Origin of the sequence: Aquibium sp. ELW1220, assembly GCF_030398385.1 — a bacterium.
Taxonomy (GTDB): Bacteria; Pseudomonadota; Alphaproteobacteria; order Rhizobiales; family Rhizobiaceae; genus Aquibium.
On sequence record NZ_JAOAOQ010000005.1, the window covers coordinates 242755 to 260356 of the forward strand.

Annotated in this window: 19 protein-coding genes, 1 tRNA gene and 1 pseudogene; 8 read left to right on the plus strand and 13 right to left on the minus strand. The window is 64.6% G+C overall.

Going from position 1 to position 17602, the window contains the following annotated elements; all coding sequences use genetic code 11:
• The first annotated feature begins 199 nt into the window (after positions 1–199).
• Positions 200–1210, plus strand: a complete 1011-nt coding sequence (locus tag N1F91_RS07280) for a GGDEF domain-containing protein (RefSeq protein ID WP_289991100.1) — start codon at positions 200–202, stop codon at positions 1208–1210.
• 156 nt (positions 1211–1366) lie between these two features.
• The gene (locus N1F91_RS07285; RefSeq protein ID WP_289991101.1) at positions 1367–2173 is read left to right on the plus strand and encodes a GGDEF domain-containing protein; all 807 of its coding nucleotides are present in this window, start codon (positions 1367–1369) and stop codon (positions 2171–2173) included.
• Between the two features lie 21 nt (positions 2174–2194).
• Here N1F91_RS07285 and N1F91_RS07290 read toward each other — a convergent pair whose 3' ends face one another.
• The 6 genes from N1F91_RS07290 to N1F91_RS07315 all read right to left on the minus strand — a co-directional run bounded on the left by N1F91_RS07290 (position 2195) and on the right by N1F91_RS07315 (position 6683).
• Positions 2195–3070 carry a 3-hydroxybutyryl-CoA dehydrogenase gene (locus N1F91_RS07290; RefSeq protein WP_289991102.1) on the minus strand — a complete coding sequence of 292 codons (876 nt, stop codon included), beginning with the start codon at positions 3068–3070 and terminating at the stop codon, positions 2195–2197.
• Between the two features lie 111 nt (positions 3071–3181).
• A complete protein-coding gene (locus N1F91_RS07295) occupies positions 3182–4111 on the minus strand; it encodes an electron transfer flavoprotein subunit alpha/FixB family protein (protein WP_289991103.1) in 930 nt (309 codons plus the stop codon).
• Between the two features lie 27 nt (positions 4112–4138).
• A complete protein-coding gene (locus tag N1F91_RS07300; RefSeq protein ID WP_289991105.1) occupies positions 4139–4888 on the minus strand; it encodes an electron transfer flavoprotein subunit beta/FixA family protein in 750 nt (249 codons plus the stop codon).
• Positions 4889–5098: 210 nt separating this feature from the next.
• Positions 5099–5857 carry a rhomboid family intramembrane serine protease gene (locus N1F91_RS07305; RefSeq protein ID WP_289991106.1) on the minus strand — a complete coding sequence of 253 codons (759 nt, stop codon included), beginning with the start codon at positions 5855–5857 and terminating at the stop codon, positions 5099–5101.
• A 19-nt stretch (positions 5858–5876) separates the two neighbouring features.
• On the minus strand, positions 5877–6458 hold the full coding sequence (locus tag N1F91_RS07310) for a cob(I)yrinic acid a,c-diamide adenosyltransferase (RefSeq protein ID WP_289991107.1): 582 nt from the start codon (positions 6456–6458) through the stop codon (positions 5877–5879).
• 21 nt (positions 6459–6479) lie between these two features.
• On the minus strand, positions 6480–6683 hold the full coding sequence (locus N1F91_RS07315) for a twin transmembrane helix small protein (protein WP_289991108.1): 204 nt from the start codon (positions 6681–6683) through the stop codon (positions 6480–6482).
• A 209-nt stretch (positions 6684–6892) separates the two neighbouring features.
• Here N1F91_RS07315 and N1F91_RS07320 point away from each other — a divergent pair, with 209 nt between their 5' ends.
• Positions 6893–7744 carry a YihY/virulence factor BrkB family protein gene (locus tag N1F91_RS07320; RefSeq protein WP_289991109.1) on the plus strand — a complete coding sequence of 284 codons (852 nt, stop codon included), beginning with the start codon at positions 6893–6895 and terminating at the stop codon, positions 7742–7744.
• Here N1F91_RS07320 and N1F91_RS07325 read toward each other — a convergent pair.
• Positions 7711–8598, minus strand: a complete 888-nt coding sequence (locus N1F91_RS07325; protein WP_289991110.1) for a DMT family transporter — start codon at positions 8596–8598, stop codon at positions 7711–7713. The two genes, N1F91_RS07320 and N1F91_RS07325, sit on opposite strands and share 34 nt — an antisense overlap.
• Before the next feature lie 82 nt (positions 8599–8680).
• Between N1F91_RS07325 and N1F91_RS07330 the strand changes: the two genes are divergently transcribed.
• Positions 8681–9007 (plus strand): hypothetical protein, encoded by a 327-nt coding sequence (locus N1F91_RS07330; RefSeq protein WP_289991113.1) that lies wholly within the window; start codon positions 8681–8683, stop codon positions 9005–9007.
• A 21-nt stretch (positions 9008–9028) separates the two neighbouring features.
• Here N1F91_RS07330 and gluQRS read toward each other — a convergent pair whose 3' ends face one another.
• Positions 9029–9898 (minus strand): tRNA glutamyl-Q(34) synthetase GluQRS, encoded by an 870-nt coding sequence (gluQRS, locus tag N1F91_RS07335; protein ID WP_289991115.1) that lies wholly within the window; start codon positions 9896–9898, stop codon positions 9029–9031.
• A 70-nt stretch (positions 9899–9968) separates the two neighbouring features.
• Here gluQRS and N1F91_RS07340 point away from each other — a divergent pair, with 70 nt between their 5' ends.
• Positions 9969–10613: a DNA-3-methyladenine glycosylase gene (locus tag N1F91_RS07340; RefSeq protein WP_289991141.1), complete on the plus strand. Its 645-nt coding sequence runs from the start codon at positions 9969–9971 to the stop codon at positions 10611–10613.
• A 141-nt stretch (positions 10614–10754) separates the two neighbouring features.
• On the plus strand, positions 10755–11312 hold the full coding sequence (locus N1F91_RS07345) for an HNH endonuclease (protein ID WP_289991142.1): 558 nt from the start codon (positions 10755–10757) through the stop codon (positions 11310–11312).
• A gap of 13 nt (positions 11313–11325) precedes the next feature.
• Here N1F91_RS07345 and N1F91_RS07350 read toward each other — a convergent pair whose 3' ends face one another.
• Together N1F91_RS07350 and N1F91_RS07355 are read right to left on the minus strand one after the other, a co-directional pair.
• Positions 11326–11832, minus strand: a complete 507-nt coding sequence (locus N1F91_RS07350; RefSeq protein WP_289991117.1) for a disulfide bond formation protein B — start codon at positions 11830–11832, stop codon at positions 11326–11328.
• A gap of 12 nt (positions 11833–11844) precedes the next feature.
• Positions 11845–12426, minus strand: a complete 582-nt coding sequence (locus N1F91_RS07355; protein ID WP_289991118.1) for a YqaA family protein — start codon at positions 12424–12426, stop codon at positions 11845–11847.
• 253 nt (positions 12427–12679) lie between these two features.
• Here N1F91_RS07355 and N1F91_RS07360 point away from each other — a divergent pair.
• A tRNA-Leu gene (locus N1F91_RS07360) sits at positions 12680–12764 on the plus strand.
• A 15-nt stretch (positions 12765–12779) separates the two neighbouring features.
• Here the strand turns inward: N1F91_RS07360 and N1F91_RS07365 are convergent.
• The gene (locus N1F91_RS07365; RefSeq protein WP_289991119.1) at positions 12780–13520 is read right to left on the minus strand and encodes a DUF6065 family protein; all 741 of its coding nucleotides are present in this window, start codon (positions 13518–13520) and stop codon (positions 12780–12782) included.
• 235 nt (positions 13521–13755) lie between these two features.
• On the opposite strand from N1F91_RS07365, the gene N1F91_RS07370 reads away from it, so the two are divergent.
• On the plus strand, positions 13756–15408 hold the full coding sequence (locus N1F91_RS07370) for an AMP-binding protein (protein WP_289991120.1): 1653 nt from the start codon (positions 13756–13758) through the stop codon (positions 15406–15408).
• A gap of 6 nt (positions 15409–15414) precedes the next feature.
• On the opposite strand, the gene N1F91_RS07375 is transcribed toward N1F91_RS07370, so the two are convergent.
• Positions 15415–16698 carry a GNAT family N-acetyltransferase gene (locus tag N1F91_RS07375; protein WP_289991122.1) on the minus strand — a complete coding sequence of 428 codons (1284 nt, stop codon included), beginning with the start codon at positions 16696–16698 and terminating at the stop codon, positions 15415–15417.
• A gap of 2 nt (positions 16699–16700) precedes the next feature.
• Positions 16701–17483 (minus strand): annotated as a pseudogene (locus N1F91_RS07380) (lipopolysaccharide biosynthesis protein); the annotation flags it as partial.
• Positions 17484–17602: the final 119 nt, after the last annotated feature.

The window sequence follows — 17602 nt, forward strand, 5'->3', positions numbered from 1 at the left end:
GTGCGCCCTGTGGTTGAAGGGGCGGGAGTGGGGTTGGACCGCGGCGGCATCGCCGGCGGTCCCGCGCACCCGCGTGGGATGTGGGAGCGGGTTGGAAAAAGAGATGGTGGTTTCTACAGCTCCCGCGGCGGCGTCTGCGCCAACGTCGAAGAACGCGAACACGAACGCGTCAGACATTGCAACGAAGATCGCACTTGCCATGCGCGCCATGGGCGTCATGGGGACGCCACGAAACTACGAAATCTACTACGAGGTCTTCGCGGGGTCCAACCAGGAACTCAACGCCGAACTGGGAGCGTTGGGAAGCAGGCCGCGCCAGGAGGACTTGGATCGTCTGAGCATCAAGTATTTCATCCAGACCAGCAACCAGCTCTTCGTTGACAACGTCCGCGACCAGATCGCCAACAAGGTCGAGGAAGTGATGATCCTCTTCGAGCGCGAGCGGATCCAGCTCGAACGTTACGGGTCGATCCTCAGCCAGAGCTCGGACGGGCTCAAGAAGCGCGAGATCGTCACCCAGGAGATCCTGCAGCGGATCTCCGGCATCATGGCGTCCGCCACCGATTCCAAGATCGAGCAGGGCAAGCAGCTCGTCACCCACATGATCGACAAGTCGGCGGAACTCGAGGAGGTCAAGTCCAAGCTCGAGGAGTACAAGAAACTCGCCGACACCGACCCGATGACGCAGCTCTGCAACCGCCGCGCCTTCGACCGATCCATCGCCCATCTGTACGACGATCCGAAGAAGGTCATGTACGGTGCACTGGTCCTGGCCGATATCGATCGCTTCAAGCAGATCAACGATCGCTACGGCCATCCGGTGGGCGACAAGATCATCCAGCACGTCGCGAGCATCATCCGCACGACGGCGTCGGCGGACATGGTTGTCGCGCGAACCGGTGGCGAGCAGTTCGCCGTGATCATCCATGGCATGAAGGAAGCAGCGGTAACCGAACTGGCCGAGACGATCCGCAAGGCCGTCGAGCGGCTCGTGCCGATCAACGGCCACGTCGGCTCACAGGGCGGTGCCGTGACCGTATCGATAGGCGCATGTATGGCGGCACTCGCCGACAGTGCGGACGATCTCTACACCAAGGCAGACCGCGCGCTCTACATGTCCAAGGCCAACGGGCGAAACCAGTCGACCCAGTTCTCTGCGCTGCCGGACCTCAAGAGCTCCAAGAACTGGCTTCTCTACAAGGGCGAATGACGCCGCGCGCGGGCGCGTCTCGCATGCCACCGGCCGGATCCGCGCCTGCGTGAAGCTTTGGTTAACGCAGGCGCTGGAAGTCGCTCCATTTCCCTAACCGCCATTTCATGGATTGTCGCGTATCCTTCGGCTCTTCCTGGTGCAGGGGTTCCGACGATGCTCAACACCTTCCGTCTCGCGATCGAACCGCGCGTATCGCATCTCGCCGCCTGGAAGCCGTTCCAATGGACGGTGGCGGGAACGTTCTGGTGCGTGTTCGTTTCCTGGGGCTATCAGAACCTCGTCGTATCCGGCCTGGGTGGCATGTGGCTCCGTCCGGGCCTCGTGACCGGCATCATGATGGCCATCGTCCTGGCCGGTCCGATCCTCGCCTTTCTCGCGTTCAAACTTCGCGAACTGGCAATCGCCAACAAACATCTGGGCGTGGTGGCGTCCACCGACAGCCTGACGGCCTGCCTCAATCGCGGCTCTTTCCATGAAAAGATCGACGAGCAACTGGGGGAAGCCACACGCGCCTCGCGGCATCTCAAGGGCGCGCTGCTGATCATCGATGCCGATCACTTCAAGGCGATCAACGACACCTATGGCCATGATGAAGGCGACGAGGCGCTTCGCATCATCGCCGCACAGATACGCGGCCAGGTCCGAAAAGGCGATCTTGTCGGGCGTCTTGGCGGCGAGGAGTTCGGAGTCTTCCTGCCGGGTGCCAGCCAGGAGAACGCGCTGGCAGTCGCCGAGCGGGTACGCCGGGCGATCGCCGACATGAGCTTTCGCCCGCGCGGCGTGCGCCATCAGCTCTCCGTCAGCGTGGGCGGCGTGAGCTTCGAGGACCAGCTCGGCTTCGTTGAACTCTACCGGATCGCCGACCGGCGTCTTTATCAGGCGAAGAACGGCGGCCGCAACCGCATCGAGCTGACCCACATTCAGGCCTACAGCTCCTCGGACGCGGCTCCGTTGCATTGAGGCCGGTACAGGCGCGCCTGATCAGCGTGTCGGGACGGGATGCTCTCCGCGGTAGTCGTAGAAGCCGCGTCCTGCCTTGCGACCGAGCCAGCCGGCCTCAACATATTTCACCAGAAGAGGGCAGGGCCGGTATTTCGAGTCCGACAGCCCATCATGCAGAACCTGCATGATCGACAGGCAGGTGTCGAGCCCGATGAAGTCGGCCAGTTGCAGCGGCCCCATCGGATGATTCGCGCCGAGCCTCATGGCCGTGTCGATCGCCTCGACCGAGCCGACACCCTCGTAGAGCGTGTAGATCGCTTCGTTGATCATCGGCAAAAGGATGCGATTGACGATGAAGGCCGGGAAATCTTCGGCCACGGTCACCGTCTTGTCGAGGCTCGTGACGAAGGCCTTCGCCATCTCGAAGGTGGTGTCCTCGGTGGCAATCCCGCGCACCAGCTCGACGAGCTTCATCAGCGGCACCGGATTCATGAAGTGGATGCCGATGAAGCGTTCGGGCCGGTCTGTCTGGGCGGCCATCCGCGTGATCGAGATTGACGACGTATTGGTCGCCAGCAGGGCTTCTGGATTGAGGACCGGGCAGAGCTGGGCAAAAATCTTGCGCTTGATCGTCTCGTCTTCGGTCGCGGCCTCGACGACGAGATCGGCTGCGGCCAGGTCCTCGATCCTTTCGGCAACTGTGATGCGGCCGATGACGGCCGCGCGCTCGGCATCGGGCAGCTTGCCCGAGGCCGTCTGCCGCGCCAGGTTGCCGTTGATCGTGGCAATGCCCTTCTCGATCCTGTCGCGCGAGATGTCGTGCAGCAGAACCTGGTAGCCGGCGAGCGCGGCGACATGGGCGATGCCGCTGCCCATCTGTCCTGCTCCGATGATGCCGACCGATTGAATTGCCATGTCAGATCCCACGGATGACTGTGCCGATGCTGCGCTGTCGTCCAGACGCGACGAACGCCGCAACGGTCTCCCATTGCGGCGTCCACGATCTTATGCGCTGACGAAGCGGCTTCAAAGCGCCTTTTCGAGCTCCGGCAGGATGGTGAAGAGGTCGCCGACGAGGCCGTAGTCGGCCACCTGGAAGATCGGCGCCTCCTCGTCCTTGTTGATGGCGACGATGATCTTCGAGTCCTTCATGCCGGCGAGGTGCTGGATAGCGCCCGAGATGCCGACCGCGATATAGAGTTCAGGCGCCACGACCTTGCCTGTCTGGCCGACCTGCCAGTCGTTCGGCGCATAGCCGGCATCGACCGCTGCGCGCGAGGCTCCGATCGCCGCACCCAGCTTGTCGGCCACGGGCGTGATGACCTCCTGGAACTTCTCCGACGAGCCGAGCGCACGGCCGCCGGAGATGATGATCCGGGCAGAGGTCAGTTCCGGGCGGTCGTTGGCGGCAATGCGGTTCTCCACGAAAGTGGACAGACCAGGATTGGCCGCAGCATCGACGCTTTCGATCGGGGCCGAACCGCCCTCGCCCGCGACCTGGAAGGTCGCGGTGCGCACGGTGATGACTTTCGTGGCATCGGTCGCCTGAACGGTCTGGATCGCGTTGCCGGCATAGATCGGACGCTTGAACGTATCCGCCGAAACGACCTCGATCACGTCCGAAACCTGCATCACGTCGAGGAGGGCGGCGACGCGCGGCATGACGTTCTTGCCCATCGTGGTGGCGGGCGCGAGGATGGTGTCGTAGCCGGCGGCGATGCCGACGATGAGGGCGGCGAGCGGCTCGGCGAGGCGCTCCGCCAGGTCGTCGGACTGTGCAAGCAGTACCTTGGTAACGCCCTGCAGCTTCGCTGCGCCGTCGGCGGCGCCCTGCGCGCCCTTGCCGGCAACGAGGACATGCACGTCCGAGCCGATCTTGAGGGCTGCCGAGAGCGCCTTGGCAGTCTGGTCGGAAACGGTCGCGTTGTCGTGTTCGGCGACGAGAAGAATGGTCATGGTTCTATTCCTTTCCTGACGTCGCGATCAAAGCACGCCGGCTTCGTTCTTGAGCTTCTGGACGAGTTCCTCGACCGTCTTGACCTTGACGCCCGCCTTGCGGCCGCCCGGCTCCTCGGTCTTCAGAACCTTGAGCCGAGGCTTGACCTCAACGCCGTAGTCGGCCGGGCTCTTCTCGTCGAGCGGCTTCTTCTTGGCCTTCATGATGTTGGGCAGCGAGGCATAGCGCGGCTGGTTGAGGCGCAGGTCCGTCGTCACGATGGTCGGCATCTTCAGGTCGAGGACCTGAAGGCCGCCGTCGATCTCGCGCGTGATCCGCGCCGTGCCGCCGTCGATCTCGAGCTTGGAGGCGAAGGTACCCTGGCTCCAGCCGAGTAGCGCCGACAGCATCTGGCCGGTCTGGTTGGCGTCGTCGTCGATCGCCTGCTTGCCGAGGATCACGAGCTCGGGACCTTCGGCCTCGACCACGCCCTTCAGCAGCTTGGCCACCGTCAGCGGCTCGACGATCTCGTCTACCTTGATCAGGATGCCGCGGTCAGCGCCCATGGCCAGTGCAGTGCGGATCGTCTCCTGTGCCTGCTGCGGACCGACGGATACCGCGATGATTTCCGTCGCCTTGCCCGCTTCCTTGAGCCGGATCGCTTCCTCGACGGCGATTTCGTCGAACGGATTCATCGACATCTTGACGTTGGCGAGTTCGACGCCCGAGCCATCCGACTTGACGCGGATCTTCACGTTGTAGTCGACCACCCGCTTCACAGGGACGAGAACTTTCATGGGCGCGGAACCTCTCCTTGGACACGAATTGCGCGGCGTTTAACATCTGCTCGGCGGTCGCCGCTAGTCCCAAGCCGACATCCGGCTTCGAAAAACGGCCTTGCACGAGCCTTTCCGGCGCGCGCGGACCCTATGAACGATTGACGTTTACGTCAACAGCTGGGGCATCCGCAGCGCGTTCCGATGACGTCGTGACGCAGGCAGACCCGCCTACTGGCGGCCCCAGCGTGTCCGCGGCCTGCTCGATGGGGCAGGTTCCGCTTCGACGGTCTCCACGGCGACCGGTGTGACGATGCGCCGGTCGAAAAGCGGTACTTCTGGTCGTTTGAGGATGACGATGAGAATGGCGCCGCACAGGATGCCGCCGACATGTGTCGCCCAGGAGATGTTGCTGTCGTCGCCGATGGTCAGCATCAGCATCTGGAACCCGACCCAGAGGATCAGGGGAATGAAGGCCGGTATGCGCAGCGGGATACGGCCGAATGCGAGCACCCAGACCTTCACCCGAGGATGCAGGATCAGGTAGGCGGCCACGATGCCCGCAATAGCGCCCGAAGCGCCGACCAGCGGGATTTCCGATCCCGGTGCCAGAATGCCGTGGAAAGCCGCACCGGCCGCCGCACAGGCGAGATAGAACAGGAAGAAGCGGAAGTGGCCGAGGGCGTCTTCGACGTTGTCGCCGAAGACCCACAGGAACAGCATGTTGCCTGCGAGGTGGAAGAAGTCGCCGTGCAGGAACGCGTATGTGACGTAGGTGAAGCCTTCCGGCACGAGCACGAGGTGGGGCGGGAGTTCGGCGACGTCGTGAACGATGGCGGGCACGTAGCCGAGGCCGTAGACCGTCGCCTGCGAACCAGGGTCGATGGCCATGAGGAAGAAGATGATGACGTTGGCCGCGATTATTCCGAGCGTGATGTACTGCAGCCGGATGTGTTTCAGGCTGTTGGCGTCGTGAAGCGGTATGAACATCGCTCCACTCCCCCTCGAATCAGCGATTTGCTCCGGGAACCCATAACACGTCGGCCGACCCCATTCCATTCACGGCCCTGGCCGCGACGAAAAGGAAGTCTGAAACGCGATTGATGTACTTCAGGGCTTCGGCGCCGATGGCTTCGCCGTCGATCTCGCCGGCCGCCACCATCGCGCGTTCGGCGCGCCGCGTTACGGTTCGTGCAAGATGCAACGCAGCCGCGGCCGGCGATCCGCCCGGCAATACGAAGGACCGCAGCGGTTCCAGCCCGGCGTTGAGCCCGTCGATGTCGGCCTCCACCCGCGCCACCTGGCTGGCAACAATCCGAAGCGGCACGTATCCCTCGATCCTGGTGCTCGAGGGTGTGGCGAGGTCCGCGCCGAGGTCGAAGAGATCGTTCTGGATGCGCTCCAGCATCCGGTCGATTTCCGGATGATCCCGCGCCGTGTGCAGTCGCGCCAGTCCGATGCAGGAATTCGCCTCGTCCACGGTGCCGAAGGCCTCTATCCTCAGGTCCGATTTCGCTCGCCGCTCGCCGTTTACCAGGCCGGTCGTGCCGTCGTCACCCGTCCGGGTATAGATCTTGTTCAGCTTGACCATGATGAGCCCTCTGGAGCCGGATCAGCCCGGCGTGCCGCTGCGGCTGTACCACAGCGCCAGCATGATGAAGACGAGCGCCACGAACTGCAGCAGGACGCGGGCCTGCATCAGTTTGTTGGAGGTGTTCCCAGACCCGCCGCGCAGCATGTTGATGAGACCGCGGATGAGGACGATCACCACCGCCACCATGATGACGACGGCGATGATGTTGAAGACGGTGGACATGGCGGGATTCCGGGATTGGTGAGCGGAAGAGTCGTGCAGCGGATTTAGGGCGTGCCGGCCGCAATGTCAGCACTCCATCGCAAATCCTTGCGATCGGAGGCGGACGTTGTTGGCCGGGGCGTCCGGCGACTCGTCTGCTGCTGCGGGTTGCCATTGCCTGTACGCCACTTCACATAGTCGATCGGGCGGAACGGCGACGAGGAGTATTCATGCGAGGGATGACCGCGGCACGGCGGATTCTGGCCGATGCTTTCGGTCACTTCGACACGGATGATGGCTGGTCGATGGCGAGTCACCTCGCTCTGTCGGCGCTTCTTGCCGTCTTCCCCTTTCTGATATTCGCCACGACGCTCGCGAGTTTCCTGGGAGCAAACGCCTTCGCCGACACCGCCGTTCATCTGGTGTTCGACACCTGGCCGCAGGACATCGCCGAACCGATCGCGCGCGAGGTGACGAACGTGCTCACGGTCCAGCGCACCGATGTGCTGACCTTCGGCATCATCGCCGCCGGCATTTTTGCGTCGAACGGGATCGAGGCCCTGCGCGTCTCGCTCAACCGGGCCTACCGCGTCACCGAGTCACGCTCCTTCGTCTTCCGGCGGCTGCAGAGCCTCGCCTTCGTGTTGATCGCCACGCTCGGCTTCCTGGCGATCAGCGTCCTGCTCGTGCTGGCGCCGCTCGTCGGCCGCATCGCCGAGCGCCATTTCGAATGGATCACGCCCTACATGGGCACGATCACCCTGTGGCGCTATGCCATCGCATCCACAGTGATCGTGGTCGGCCTCGTCTGCGTGCACTTCTGGCTGCCGGCGGGAAGAAGGTCGCTCCTCGACATCTTTCCCGGCATCGCGCTGACCGTCATCGGCTGGATCGCGGGCTCGGCGCTGTTCGCGGCCTATCTCGAGCAGTTCTCGACATACGTCACCACCTATGCTGGCCTCGCCTCGATCATGATAGCGGTGGTGTTCCTCTATATCGTCTCCGTGATCTTCATTCTTGGCGGCGAGTTCAACGCCGCGATCCGCCGCTATCGAGAGGCGCGGGCCCATATCGGCCGCTGAGCCGTCGCCATGCCCACGCCGATCGTGGCAATCATCATGCCGAGAATCTGCACCGGTGAGAGTTCCTCGCCGAAGAGAAGCCAGGCCATCACGGCCGTGCAGGCAGGCACGAGATAGAACAGCGAGGCTATCTTGGCCATCTCGCCATGGCGGATGAGGTACATCAGCAGCAGGATGGCCCCGATCGACAGCACCAGCACTGACCAGGCCATGGCCAGCACCAGCTCGGCCGTCGGAACGAAGCTGCGCGTCTCGGTGGCGAGGGAGCCCAGCGCCATCAACAGCGTGGCGCCGAGATACTGGTAGAGCGTCACCGTGACCAGGTCGACGCCGGTGATGAAGCGCTTCTGCCAGATCGTGCCCGCGCTCATCCCGATGACCGAAACGACGGAGGCGCTCAGGGTGACCGCCGTCACGCCGCCCGCAACGGCGCCGAGCTTCGGCCACAACACGATGGAGACGCCGACGAAGCCGACGGCGAGACCGAACCAGTGCCGGGGCAGGATCCGTTCGCCGAGGAAAAATCCGGCCATGACGGCCGTGATCAGCGGTTGGAGCCCGATGATCAGCGCAGACAACCCGGCAGGCATGCCGTGGCGGATCGCCCAGAAGACGCCGCCGAGGTAGATCCCGTGCATGAGCGTCCCGGCGAAGGCGGCATGCGCCGCTTCGCGCCACCCGGCCTTGGCCGTCTTCAGTACCAGCATCAGCACGCCCAGCAGCGCGAAGGCGATCGCGAACCGCACGGCGAGAAAGCTGAACGGCTCCGACCAAGGCATGGCGTAGCGGGCGCCGATGAAGCCGGTCGCCCAAAGAACGACGAAGACGGCGGGGGCAAGTCTGGCGAGGGTCATGACGGTCCGTGATTCGGTCCTTGAGCAGCGACTAAGCAAAGGGAAAGGATTGCCGGATAGTATCCACGGCGGACTATCGAGAGTGCCAGTGCATCTGGCCGGAATGGCGAGGCGCGACATCGTGATCTGGAACCTGAGCGTCTGGTGGCTCTTCATGGCCGTCTCGGTCGTGACGATCCTGTCGTTCATCCTGTCGATGGGACTGAGCGCGGTAGTGGGTCGTGACGGCGTCGGTCCCACACCCATGACGGTGATCATCACCGGCGGCTTCTTCGGCTCGATCTACCTGCTCAATCTCTATGGGGTCCGTCTGTCCAATCTTCAGGAAGCCTCGTTCGCCGGTCTGGTCGGCGCCTTCATCGTTCTGATGACGGTGCTCGTCCTCAAATCGGCGATCAACAGGCCCTGAGGCCGGCTTTTCCCGGCAGCGTCACAGTCCAATCATCCGCGCGACGTCGCCGGCCGTCGCGCCAGCCTCCCGCAACGCGCGCAAGGCGGTGTCGCGGCGGCTCTTGGAAAGCTTGCGCCCATCTTCGCCCAGAATCAGGTCGTGATGATGGTAGGACGGCACCGGTAGTCCGAGCAGGTCCTGAAGAAGCCGGTGAACGGCCGTCGCGTGAAACAGGTCGCGGCCGCGCACCACGTCGGTTACCCCCTGGATCGCGTCGTCCACGACGACGCACAGGTTGTAACTCCCCGGCACGTCCTTCCGCGCGATCACGACATCGCCCCAGGCTGCCGGGTCTCCGACGACCAGGCCGGTTTCGCCGGCTGGTCCCATTCCCGTCTCATCCCAGCTCGGACGTCCCCGTACGCGCGCCAGGGCCTCCTTGATGTCGAGCCGCCATGAATAGCCTTCGCCGGTCGAGATGCGCGCGTCGCGCTCGCGCTGCGCCATGTGGCGGTCACGTGACGGGTAGAATGGCACGCCGTCCGGGTCGCGCGGCCAATCGGCAGGAGCTTCCTCCGTCAGCCAGGCCCGCACCTCGCCCCTGCTCATGAACGCCGGATAGGCCAAGTCCTCGTCGACCAGCCGCTGAAGAGCCTCGCTATAGTCGTCAAAATGCTCCGACTGCCGCCGCACGGGCCGCTCCCACACGAGCCCGAGCCAGGTCAGGTCGTCCAGGATGCCCCGTTCGAAGTCGGGCGTGCAGCGCTCGATGTCGATGTCTTCCATGCGCAGCAGGAACCGCCCGCCCGCCTCGCCCGCCATCCGCGCATTGAGCAAAGCCGAGTAGGCGTGGCCGAGATGCAGGTCACCGTTGGGGCTCGGCGCGAAGCGGAAGGTGGGCACGGTCATCGGCGCTCACAGGCGGCGTGGATCGGTTCGATTTCGATTGCTAATGTCCGGGCGTCGAAAGGGGAAGGGTATGCGCCGGATCGAGACCATCGCCGAAGTCGAGGCGGAACTGGACGCGTTGTGCGACCTGGATCCGCGGCTGGCGGCCGTCCGCGAGCGGGCGGGCGAGGTTCCCTTGCGCCGCACGGCGCCCGGCTTCGCAAGCCTCGTCTCGATCGTCGTTTCGCAGCAGGTCTCCGTGGCGAGTGCCGCTGCGATCCTCGGGCGGTTGAAGACGTTGTGCGATCCCCTGGCCCCGCCAGCGGTCGCAGCGGCGGACGACGAACTGTTCCGCAAGGCCGGGCTGTCCCGCCCGAAGCAGAAGACGCTGCGCGCGATCGCCGCGGCCGTCCTCGCGGGAGAACTCGACCTGCAGGCGCTATGCCACGTCGATGCTGACGAGGCGATCACGCGCATGACCGCCGTGCACGGGATCGGCCCGTGGACCGCCGAGATCTATCTTCTGTTTGCAGCCGGGCATCCGGACATCTTCCCGGCTCGGGACGTGGCCCTGCAGAGTTCGGTCGGTCATGCTCTCGGTATCGAGCCGCGACCCGTTGCCGCAAGGCTTTACCGCCTGGCCGAATCATGGGCCCCTCACCGGGGCACTGCAGCCCGCTTGTTCTGGGCCTACTACCGCTCCATGAAGGGGCGGGAGGGAGCGCCGCCGGGCTGAAACGGCCAAGACGTTGAAATCCCGCGCATGACGCAAGGGACGGAAGACGTCGCCGTTGCAAATTGGCCGCTTCACATTCCTGACATCTGTGGCTTACAGTATCCGCGCCGTTCCGTTCTCAGAAACAAGGAGTGGATCGAAGTGACGGTTTCCGTCTCGCCGGATAGCCTGCCTGCGCTCGTTCTGAACGCGGACTATCGGCCGCTCAGCTATTATCCGCTGTCGCTCTGGTCGTGGCAGGACGCCATCAAGGCGGTGTTCCTCGACCGGGTGAACATCGTGGCGGAATATGATCACGCCGTATCGTCGCCGTCGTTTTCGATGCGAATCCCGAGCGTGGTGTGCCTGAAGGCCTATGTGAAGCCGTCGCGCAATCCCGCCTTCACGCGGTTCAACGTCTTCCTGCGGGACCGCTTTCAGTGCCAGTATTGCGGTACGCACGAAGACCTGACCTTCGACCACGTGATTCCCCGCCGCTGCGGTGGCGCGACGACCTGGGAAAACGTCGTTGCAGCATGCTCGCCGTGCAACCTGAAGAAGGGCGGCATGCTGCCCGCGCAGGCGCGCATGTGGCCGATGCAGAAGCCGTTCCACCCGACGGTCCACGACCTGCACAACAATGGCCGGTTGTTCCCGCCAAACCACTTGCACGAAAGCTGGATGGATTATCTCTACTGGGACGTCGAACTGGAGCCCTGATGCGGAAGGCCGCTCAAGGTCTGCTGAAGGCGGCGCGGTAAGCGGTCGCCGCCAGCAGAAGGCTCGCGATGGCGTTCCAACCTGCGAGCGACAGTCCGAGGATTCGCAGCGCCGCTTCGTCACAGGACGGTGGGATCACCGTATTCAGCGAATCGAGCAGACTGCCGCCCGCAGGCGCGCCGGCGACGGCGCCGCAGTCCGATGGGCCCGTCCACCAGGCCCATTCGACGCCCGAGTGGTACACGCCCATTGCCAGCCCCCAGGTCATCAGCAGCGCGCCGACGAGGATCATGCCCCGCGTGACGACGCCCGGCAGGCGCAGCGCCGCCGAGAGTGCGGCCGCAACCATGACCGGCGCGCCGATGTAGTAGGGCATCCGCTGCTCCAGGCAAAGCTTGCAGGGGATGTAGCCGCCGACATGTTCGAACAGCAGCGCCGATCCGACGACTCCGGTCATCGCGATGGCAAGGAAGGACGCCGTAAGCAATTGTCGGCGACCGGCCGGGGCGGTTGGGAACATCGGCATGACCTGTCAGAATACGTAGCGGATGGCGACGAATCCGCCGACCAGCAGCACCATGAAGAGGGTGAAAAGAAGACCGAGATTCTTTTCGATGAAGCTTCGGATAGGAGCGCCGAAACGGTTCAGCAGCCACGTCACCAGGAAGAAGCGGAAGCCGCGGCCGAGCACCGATACGGCCACGAAGGTGAGGAGGTCGAGTCCGGTGAACCCGGAGAAGATCGTCAGCACCTTGTAAGGGAAGGGCGTGATAGCCGCGAACAGCACGCCCCACCCGCCCCAGGCATCGTACCAGTCCTGTATCTTCGCGAAGGATTGCTCGGCATTGTACAGCTTCAGGATCGGCTGGCCGATGACATCGAACAGGAAGGCGCCGATTGCATAGCCGAGCAGGGCGCCGAGCACCGACGCGATGGTGCAGATCACGGCGTAGCGAATCCACTTCGACCGGTCCGACAGGACCATGGGGATCAGCAGCACGTCGGGCGGAATCGGGAAAAAGGAACTCTCGACGAAGGACACGCCCGCCAGCGCACGCTCGGCATGACGCGTTGCTGCGAGCGACATCGTCCAGTCGTAAAGCCTGCGAAGCATGGATCGCCCCCGTTTGACGTCGGATGTCTAGTGCCTTTCGCCGGTCGTGGGAAGCGACGAACGAGCGGAGGGGGAGGGTCGATTCCGTCGCAGCCGGAAGCAGACCGCCGCCACGGTGAACTCTCCTTGCTCCCCTGACAGACTCCGCATGTCCATGGGGCGACCAAGCGTTCGCTTCGCCAGAAAGCGTTTGACGCGCCGCCGCGCGCCCGTATAGTCCGCAGCCGTCCGGCTCACGCCGGACCTTCCGCGGGCCCCTGTGGTGGAATTGGTAGACGCGCTCGACTCAAAATCGAGTTCCGAAAGGAGTGCTGGTTCGAACCCGGCCAGGGGCACCAAGCGGACCATCCGGTTCAGGGCTTTCCCTTCACGAAAGGTCTCGCATTCGACCGGGTGCGGTGGGAGTCCGGCCCGGGGTTGCCGTGGAAGTCGGTGCCGCGCTGGTAGTGCTTCTGCCATCCCGCTTTGCGCGCCGCGCTGCCTTCCAATTTCAGGTCGGCGTTGAACTGCCTTCTGGCTGTCGTCCATTCCGCATGGCTCGCTTCGAGTTCGGGCGCAGCGGAGAGGGGCATCATCCTCGGGATGATTCGCTCCACCGCACCCCGTTGGACCGGGAAGATGTGGCAGAACGGTTCGCCTGCGCGGAATCGGACGGCGGTCCTGGCGCGTGTGAACTTCCAGTTCATCGTGAAGCTGAACGGTCCCCAGTCGCTCTCGACCAGACCGGTGAGCGGCGCGATGGCGTCCTTCGGACTGTTGATCGGCCCCTGGACCATCAGGTCCGTTCCGGGATCGGTGCGGAAGACGAGCGGCATCCTGAACGTCAGGATGCCTTCCCCGAAATGGCTGTGAGCAGGCGGTTTCGTTCCCGGATCCTCCAGGACGACGAGCCCGTCCCGATGCGGACCTCCATTCCAGATGGCCGAGAACCCGACCGGCGACAGGATCTCCCAGCCATAGCCGTTGGCTACGACCAGGGGGAGGCAGCGATAGGGATTGCGGCCCTGTGCGGTGTCCATCCACGCGCGTCGAGACGAGGCCGGTCTTATCTCGAAGCCGTCGCCGTCTCCCTCGACATAGCAGGTCAGTTCCATCGCACGCATCCGCTTGTCGAGCCCCGGATCCGCCCGGCGCTTCGAGCGCACCATAGCCGTACCGGCGACGTCCGCAAATCCGCGGTCTCCAGCGCTTCGACGGGCTGACGCGGACGGGAATCCCTCGGCTCGCCACCAGGACTTGCCACGCGCCGCGGCATTGCGTAACAGCTTGCCCGGCGCTCGCGGGAGGCGGGCATCGTCGTCAATCGCGGAGGAGCGGAGACCTGTGTCCATGCTCGAACGCCGCGACAGCTACGACGCACTCCGGTCCGCTTTCCGCTGGACGATCCCTGACCGCTTCAACATCGGCGTTGCCGTTTCGGACGTCTGGGCCTCGCGCGATCCCGGGCGCGTGGCGCTGGTCGAATGGAGGCCGGACGGCGCGCCGGCGACCTTGAGTTTCTCAGAACTGTCCGCACGGTCCTCGGCGCTCGCCTGCGCGCTCGGTGCACGCGGCGTCGGTCGCGGAGATCGCGTTGCCCTGCTCCTGCCGCAGAGCTTCGAGACAGCCATCAGCCATGTCGCGATCTACAAGCTCGGCGCCATATCAGTGCCGCTCGCGCTGCTGTTCGGTGTCGAGGCGCTCGAATACAGGCTGGCGACTGCCGGTGTGAAGGCGGTGATTACGAATGCCGCGGGCGCGCAGAAACTCGCCCGCATCCGTTCGCGGCTGGCCGACCTGGAACTGGTGGTGCTGGTCGAGGGCGATGCAGCGGGCGCGGTCGGCTTCGAGAGGCTTCTGGCGGAGGGACGCCCGGAGTTCAGGCCGGTGGACACGACACCCGATGATCCGGCCATGATGATCTTCACCTCCGGCACGACCGGCCCGCCGAAGGGCGCCCTGCACGGGCACCGCGTGCTGCTCGGACACCTGCCCGGAATGCAGATGGCGCACGAATTCATGCCGGAGCCCGGCGACCGCTTCTGGACGCCGGCGGACTGGGCATGGGCTGGCGGCCTGCTCAACGCCTTGTTGCCGGCCCTGTACTTCGGCGTTCCGGTAGTCTCTTCACGGTCGGAGAAGTTCGACCCGGCAGCCGCCTGTGCGCTGATGCGCGAGACGGGTGTCCGGAATGCTTTCATCCCGCCGACGGCGCTGCGGATGATGAAGTCGCAGCGCGACATCGGCCGCATCTTTCCGAAGGGCCTGCGTACGGCGGCCTCCGCCGGCGAGGCGCTCGGTCGCGAGACCTACGAATGGGCGAAGGCGGAACTCGGTCTCACGGTCAACGAGATCTACGGTCAGACCGAATGCAATCTCGTGCTCGGATCCTGTGCGGCGCTGGGCATCAGTCGTGCCGGCTCCACCGGCAAGCCGGTGCCGGGTCACGACGTGGCGTTGATCGATGCCGAGGGAAGACCGGTTCCGGCGGGCGAGCCGGGCCAGATTGCTGTACGTCGGCCCGATCCGGTGATGTTCCTGGAGTATTGGAACAGTCCGGAGGCGACGGCACAGAAGTTCGTCGGCGACTGGATGACGACCGGCGACCAGGGGATTGCCGATAGGGATGGATACATCCATTTCTTCGGGCGGGACGACGATGTCATCACGTCGGCGGGCTATCGCATCGGCCCCGGCGAGATCGAGGATTGCCTGACGGGCCATACCTCCGTCGCCTTGGCTGCCGCGGTCGGCAAGCCGGATCCGCTGCGCACCGAGATCGTCAAGGCCTATATCGTGCTGAAGGAGGGAGTCGAGCCGTCCGAAAGCTTGCGCGAAGAGATCCGGGGCTGGGTTCGCGAACGCCTGTCTGCGCACGAATATCCGCGCGAGGTGGAGTTCGTGGACTCTATGCCACTGACGACGACCGGCAAGGTCATTCGCCGCATCTTTCGCGACCGCGCCCGTCGTGAGACGGAGGAACGGTCGGCCCCCGCTGCCTGAACCCCTTCAACGCCGCTTCAGGAGTCCACGAAGCCGCGTTCGCATCAGGCGGGCGAAGTTGCGCGTCTCGCGATAGAGATGGATCTGGCCGGCCGCCTGGCGCGCCGGCTTGTCCGCTCCGGGCGTCAGTCCGATTACCAGCGTCCCCATCTCGCGGCGCTCGCGCCACAGCCGGCTCATGACGGGATGGTCCGGGACGGCGCAGGAATCCGTCGCCGCAATGTTGGGATCGTCGAGGTGCTGGTGGGTGATCTCGATGACCAGCAGCGTGCCGGGCGAGTAGGCTGCATAGGCCTCGTCATACGCGGTCTTCCAGGTGTAGGCGACGCCCTGCTCGACGAAGACGACGAGGCTGGCGATGGTCTTGCCGTCGAGCGTCAGCGAGTGGATCCGGCAGAGGTCCCGCTGCGCCAGCCGGTGGATGGCCTCGCGCGCGAAAGGCGCGCGGAAGCGGTCTGCCGCAAGCGCCGAGCGCTCGCGGCCCTTCCAGCCAGAGGCTTCGAGCGTGAGGAACTCCTCGAGGGCGAGCCGCACCTCCTCAGGCTGGCGCGCCACGACGTGTTCTACCACGCCATGTTCGCCAAGCCGCCTTTTCAGGCGGCGGAACTCGCGCACATGGTGCGATCGAAGCGTCTCCTTGAGATAGGCCTGACCATCGAGGTCGCTTTCGAGAAAGGGCCGGCTCACGCGATCGGTCTCGATCACCGCAAGGTTCCGCCCGAGAGCGGCCGTGCGGATGACGCGGGCGGCTGCTCCGTCGAGGCGCATGTCCGGCAGGACAAGCACGCCCGGCAGCTTCAGGTGCGGCCGCGCGATCATCGACAGGAAATCGTCGATCACCCCCACCGGATCGTCGCGGTCGATCAATGGCGTTCCCACCGGCCCGAAGGGGCTGGACCAGGTGCGCATGATCGGCACGCCGATCGGCACCGAAGGGCGCTCCACGGAGAAGGGAACGAGCATCCGAAGACGGTTCTTCTCCTCGTCCCCATCGCGGATCACCGCCAGCCGCACCTCGCGATCCTCCAGTCGGGGCATCGCCGGGGCAAGGAAGCGCGGGTTGAAGAAGACGTTCGGTTCGACGGTGCGCAGGCACAGGAAGTCGAGTTCCTCCACGAGGTCGAAACCGGCAGACGCGGCGTACAGCGCCAGTCGTCGATCCGTCCCGTTCGAGAGCACCAGCTGCGCCCGCTCCGGATCGAGCGACTGGCCCCGAAGGCCGGCAAGGCTGGCGATCATCGCGCCGGCCGGGCTGCCACTCATCTCCTCCAGGATGGGAACTGCCGCCATGATCACGCGTCCTTGGACAGGGTTGCGGGCAGGAAGACCGCCATGACGATCCCCAGCCGCTGCCACACGGTGAAGGAAAGAGCCAGGGCCTCGAAGGTCATGGCGATCGCGGTCGCCAGTGCTGCTCCCCAAAGGCCGTAGAGCGGAATGAGCAGCACGTTGAGGCCGATGTTGATCGAAAGCGTCATGGCATAGACGCCCGCGCAGATGTTCTGATTGCCGCTCATTGTGAGGAGGCTTTCGGCCGGCCCGACCGCGGCGCGGGCGACCACGCCGAGCACCAGCACGAACAGAAGCGGATAGCCCTGGTCGAAATGTGGGCCGAAGAGGGCGAGCATCGGCTGGCCGATCACCAGGACGACGGCCGCCATGGCGAGCGAAGGCCAGAAGGTCCAGCCGACGGTGGCCTGCGCAAAGCTTCGGAACGCCTGCCTGTCTCCGCCGTGCCAGATCGAGGCGTAGCGCTGCGCCACACCGGTCTTGACCGCGAAATAGACGAAGTGGACCAGCGCCAGCGTTTTAACTGTCGCGAAATAGATCGCGACGTCGTCCGGGGGCAGGTAGCGGCCGACCATCAGCACATCGGCATTGGTCAGGAGGTAGAAGAAGCTCTCGACCAGAAAGATCGGCATGGAGACCAGCAGCCACTGCCGGAACAGGATCTGCCGCGATCCAGGACCGTTCAGGCGGTCGGCGCTGCCCGAAACGGTGACGAGTTGCCAGATGGTCGTAGCGTAGGTGGCCAGGATCGCACAGATAATGGCGGTCTGCGCAGTTGGTGGGTGGTTGTGTCTCGTATGTGGTGGAAATTCTCGGGCGACGTCCTCCGAGCGGGATGATTTGCGCTTGATCAAGCGGCGAGGTCAAGGGTCATAGGCTCGATCGCCTTATCGAGGGTTTGCCA

What these genes read in the sequence shown, in the direction of transcription:
- N1F91_RS07280 (WP_289991100.1), top strand. Translation starts at nt 200, where the DNA reads ATGCGCGCCATGGGCGTCATGGGGACGCCACGAAACTACGAAATCTAC.
- N1F91_RS07285 (WP_289991101.1), top strand. Translation starts at nt 1,367, where the DNA reads ATGCTCAACACCTTCCGTCTCGCGATCGAACCGCGCGTATCGCATCTC.
- N1F91_RS07290 (WP_289991102.1), bottom strand. Translation starts at nt 3,070, where the DNA reads ATGGCAATTCAATCGGTCGGCATCATCGGAGCAGGACAGATGGGCAGC.
- N1F91_RS07295 (WP_289991103.1), bottom strand. Translation starts at nt 4,111, where the DNA reads ATGACCATTCTTCTCGTCGCCGAACACGACAACGCGACCGTTTCCGAC.
- N1F91_RS07300 (WP_289991105.1), bottom strand. Translation starts at nt 4,888, where the DNA reads ATGAAAGTTCTCGTCCCTGTGAAGCGGGTGGTCGACTACAACGTGAAG.
- N1F91_RS07305 (WP_289991106.1), bottom strand. Translation starts at nt 5,857, where the DNA reads ATGTTCATACCGCTTCACGACGCCAACAGCCTGAAACACATCCGGCTG.
- N1F91_RS07310 (WP_289991107.1), bottom strand. Translation starts at nt 6,458, where the DNA reads ATGGTCAAGCTGAACAAGATCTATACCCGGACGGGTGACGACGGCACG.
- N1F91_RS07315 (WP_289991108.1), bottom strand. Translation starts at nt 6,683, where the DNA reads ATGTCCACCGTCTTCAACATCATCGCCGTCGTCATCATGGTGGCGGTG.
- N1F91_RS07320 (WP_289991109.1), top strand. Translation starts at nt 6,893, where the DNA reads ATGCGAGGGATGACCGCGGCACGGCGGATTCTGGCCGATGCTTTCGGT.
- N1F91_RS07325 (WP_289991110.1), bottom strand. Translation starts at nt 8,598, where the DNA reads ATGACCCTCGCCAGACTTGCCCCCGCCGTCTTCGTCGTTCTTTGGGCG.
- gluQRS (WP_289991115.1), bottom strand. Translation starts at nt 9,898, where the DNA reads ATGACCGTGCCCACCTTCCGCTTCGCGCCGAGCCCCAACGGTGACCTG.
- N1F91_RS07340 (WP_289991141.1), top strand. Translation starts at nt 9,969, where the DNA reads ATGCGCCGGATCGAGACCATCGCCGAAGTCGAGGCGGAACTGGACGCG.
- N1F91_RS07350 (WP_289991117.1), bottom strand. Translation starts at nt 11,832, where the DNA reads ATGTTCCCAACCGCCCCGGCCGGTCGCCGACAATTGCTTACGGCGTCC.
- N1F91_RS07355 (WP_289991118.1), bottom strand. Translation starts at nt 12,426, where the DNA reads ATGCTTCGCAGGCTTTACGACTGGACGATGTCGCTCGCAGCAACGCGT.
- N1F91_RS07365 (WP_289991119.1), bottom strand. Translation starts at nt 13,520, where the DNA reads ATGGAACTGACCTGCTATGTCGAGGGAGACGGCGACGGCTTCGAGATA.
- N1F91_RS07370 (WP_289991120.1), top strand. Translation starts at nt 13,756, where the DNA reads ATGCTCGAACGCCGCGACAGCTACGACGCACTCCGGTCCGCTTTCCGC.
- N1F91_RS07375 (WP_289991122.1), bottom strand. Translation starts at nt 16,698, where the DNA reads ATGGCGGCAGTTCCCATCCTGGAGGAGATGAGTGGCAGCCCGGCCGGC.